The sequence below is a fragment of the Rhizobacter sp. P2_H3 genome, from assembly GCF_056403355.1.
The window spans coordinates 1-2,339 of the sequence record NZ_JBFUFQ010000430.1 but is presented as its reverse complement, the minus strand read 5'-3'; the positions used below and the strand labels follow the sequence as shown (position 1 = coordinate 2,339).

Genomic DNA, 2,339 nt, shown 5'->3' with positions numbered 1-2,339 from the left:
CTACGAGATCAGGACGCTGCTCATCCTGGCGGAGGACATCGACCAGGTGCGCGTCACGCTCGCCGAGCGCAACCTCCTGCCAGCCGGAGAGACGCGCGTCGCACTGGAGGGCACGGACTTCTTCGACGAGGTGATCGCCCAATTGCTGACCGACACGCTGTGGGCAGGCCCTGGTTAGCGCGTTCCGCCTGGGCCACACCTCGATCTTCAGGGGCAACTGCGCAGGGGCTCGCCATTGGAGTTGCGCGTGACGGTGAAGGGCGTGCCCGTGCCGCCCGGTGCCGGCTTGAAGCTGATGTTGTCCCGATCGACGAAGTGGCCGTTGTAGGTTCCCTGATAGCTGCCCAACGGCTGGCTGAGCGTGATGGAGAGGTCACGGCCGTCGTAAGTACCCGTCAGCGCGGCGGACCCTACGTTGAAAACATCCATGTTGGCGCCGCCAGGCAGGGTGCCCTTGGTGCTGCAGTCGTCGCCGGGCTTCAACGACATGTTGAACGTCGGATTGTCGAGATTATCTTGAAAGACAAAGCTGAAGAACGGCACGAACAGGGCCTCGGTGCCACCTCCGCAGGCCATGAGCACGGCAACTGCCGAGAGAAGCGACAGGTGGCGGATTGGCGTCCGGGCGCGTGGAGGATTCATGGTGAGCTCCTTCGGTTCAGAACCTGCAGAAAATCCGTGATCCCGGACTGCAATGTGTCCAGTTCGGACGAGAGAGAACGCATGCGCGCCTGCACTTCCGGAGGCGACGACTTCGTCTCGAAGATGGTTCGCGCGTCGCCGGCGTTGAGTTTCCAGAACACTTCGTGCACCGCCCACAGGCGGTCGCGCACAGCGACCCACATCGGCAGCACGTTCGGCGGCCAATGGCGGCTCAGTGCCCCGTCGTAGCGATCGCGAGCATCGCGGAACCTGTTGATGGCCGTGTTGTAGTCGCGGCTGAAGTCGAAGAACAATTTTTGCGGCACTGCGGGCTGCTGAAGCAGGCCATGCAGGTTGCGCACGCTGAAAAGGTACAGGTTCAAGGTCTCTGACAAGTCGACCTGGGCGGCACGAGGATCGGTCGGCGGTATGTTGCGCGCCGCCTCGAGTTGCCACGCGCCGGGCATCTGCACGGCAACGCGTGCTGCGAGCGCGGCCGCGCTGTAGACGATGTAGCTCAGGTCGCTGGCGTCCGTGATGAGGCCGACGACGCCGTAGCCGCTCAACACAGGCCCACCCGAAGCGCCACCCAGCGCACCGGGAAACTCGATGCGCAGGTTGTCGCGATCGTCGCGCGGGTAGGCCACCGCGCCGTTGCGAGGTGCAAGACCGCACTGCTGCGCCTCGCCCAACAGCCATGTTCCGACGCCACGCACGATGACCGCCTCGTCAGCGAGCGCGCGCGTTCGCACCGAGAAGCCCTCGGGCCTCGCCACGCGAAGCAACGCCACGTCGGCGGCATCCGCATTGAACTCGCCGACTCGTTCGGCGGCGATCGGCTTCTCGCTCGCGGCTTTGCAGAACATGACCTCGATGCGGCCATCCTCGCTGCCCCCGACCACGTGGCGCGCGGTTGCGATCAGCAGGTGACGTTGCGTGGCTCCGACGATGAGTCCGAACCCGTGCTCCTGGTGATCGATCGCACGGATCCGGACGACATTGGCGAGCAACTGTTCGCCGAACTCCTCGGCAGAGAGGAAGGTCGTGTCGGAGGCCGCCGTCGCTGCCGTTGCGGCGACGACGAGCGCCATGGCCACGGCGCCGCTCAGTGCACGTCGGAGAACTGATTTCGCATCCATGCCAAGGCACCCCACAGGACAGCCGCCGCCCCCCAGAGCAGCTTCATCAGATGGTGGCGGGCCGCGTATTCAAGCCAGCTCGGCTTGAGCGAGCGTTCGAATTCACCCACCCTCAGCCGCATTGCACCGGCGGAGCCGTTGAGCCGCAGCGTCAGCAGCCCGTCCGCCAGGACTTCGCAACGCTCGATCACCAGCCCGTCCAGCTCGAGCCAGTCGCCGGCCGCGAGCTTGACGCTCTCACCCGTGGCAGGCAACGTGATCGTTCCACCCTCGATGCTCGAGACGACCGCCGCAACGCCGGTTGCGCTGGCTCGCCGTTCGGCGAATCGCAGCGCCACCGGACGCAGCTCGCTCAGCCGAATGGGTGCGCCGACGGCGCGGCTCAGTGACAGCGACATCGACGAAGCGACGCCGCCGTTCGCGTCGCCGGCCGAAAGGCGAATCCATTCGCCATGGTCGTATCGCCGTTCCTCCGGCACCGCGGCCTCCGACAGGCGCAGCGTGGTGCGCCCACGCAAATCGAACTCCGCCTGCGTGCCGGAACGGGGGCCTTCCAGG

3 protein-coding genes are annotated in these 2,339 nt (G+C 65.9%); all 3 read right to left on the bottom strand.

The window, feature by feature from the left end:
- Positions 1-207: 207 nt before the first annotated feature.
- Entirely contained in the window at positions 208-642 is a 435-nt protein-coding gene (locus AC1D1T_RS31945; protein WP_477826782.1) for a hypothetical protein, read from the bottom strand.
- A complete protein-coding gene (locus tag AC1D1T_RS31940) occupies positions 639-1,733 on the bottom strand; it encodes a S1 family peptidase (RefSeq protein ID WP_477993380.1) in 1,095 nt (364 codons plus the stop codon). Before AC1D1T_RS31940 ends, AC1D1T_RS31945 begins: the two co-directional genes overlap by 4 nt.
- Positions 1,734-1,747: 14 nt before the next feature.
- On the bottom strand, positions 1,748-2,339 hold a 592-nt coding region (locus tag AC1D1T_RS31935; protein ID WP_477993378.1), incomplete at its 5' end, for a hypothetical protein.

Bases quoted from the DNA above. Each gene is read 5' to 3' on its own strand.
- AC1D1T_RS31945 (WP_477826782.1), bottom strand. From the start codon at position 642: ATGAATCCTCCACGCGCCCGGACGCCAATCCGCCACCTGTCGCTTCTC.
- AC1D1T_RS31940 (WP_477993380.1), bottom strand. From the start codon at position 1,733: ATGGCGCTCGTCGTCGCCGCAACGGCAGCGACGGCGGCCTCCGACACG.